Genomic DNA, 629 nt, shown 5'->3' on the forward strand with positions numbered 1-629 from the left:
GGATACGGGTGATGTGAAGGTGCGCTTACTGTCGTCTCCAAGAGAGATAGATAAGAACGCTTATGCATTGTCTGGTTTTATGCATGAAGTGAAAGTCCAGCAGAAGCGAATTCTGTCAGCTGCCGGTGTGGGGGTTGTCTTAGCGTGTTTTGGGTACATTTGGCAGGAAGTCACAAAGGTAGAGCAGCAGATAATTCGCCAAGAAAAGATTGTCTACGTTGACAAGTATGAAGGGTATAAGAATGTCATATCTGAGGGTGTTGTACTGAGTCATGGTGTCGTTCCTTCGGTGGAGGCAATTACGATGCTCTCCGGTCTTCCTGATGGATGGCGCTATGAGGGAGTGACTTATTCTCGGGGGTTGGTTTCTGCGGGAATTGTGAATGCTGGGGGGTCGGTTTCTGAGCTTGAGCATTTCAGGTATGCGCAAGTGCGCCCTAGTGATTTGAGCGTAAATGGTCAGAGCGCAGGGTATGCGCGTGAGGTTCATAGCAGTCCCTCGCTCAAGCAGGATTGGACGACAAATATTGTAGCGATCAATGAGTTAAGAAATTCTGTAATTGATGTTTTTGTCGCGCTTGGTGCCAGTGTTATGTCGAACTCGGAGGTTTCTAAAGGTTCGTACAGTG

Annotated in this window: 1 protein-coding gene; it reads left to right on the forward strand. The window is 47.9% G+C overall.

From position 1 onward, the window contains the following. On the forward strand, positions 1-629 hold a 629-nt coding region (locus AB4585_RS29450), incomplete at both ends, for a hypothetical protein (RefSeq protein ID WP_372172380.1).

Source organism: Vibrio sp. 10N.222.49.C9 (genome assembly GCF_041474985.1).
Lineage (GTDB): Bacteria > Pseudomonadota > Gammaproteobacteria > Enterobacterales > Vibrionaceae > Vibrio > Vibrio crassostreae_C.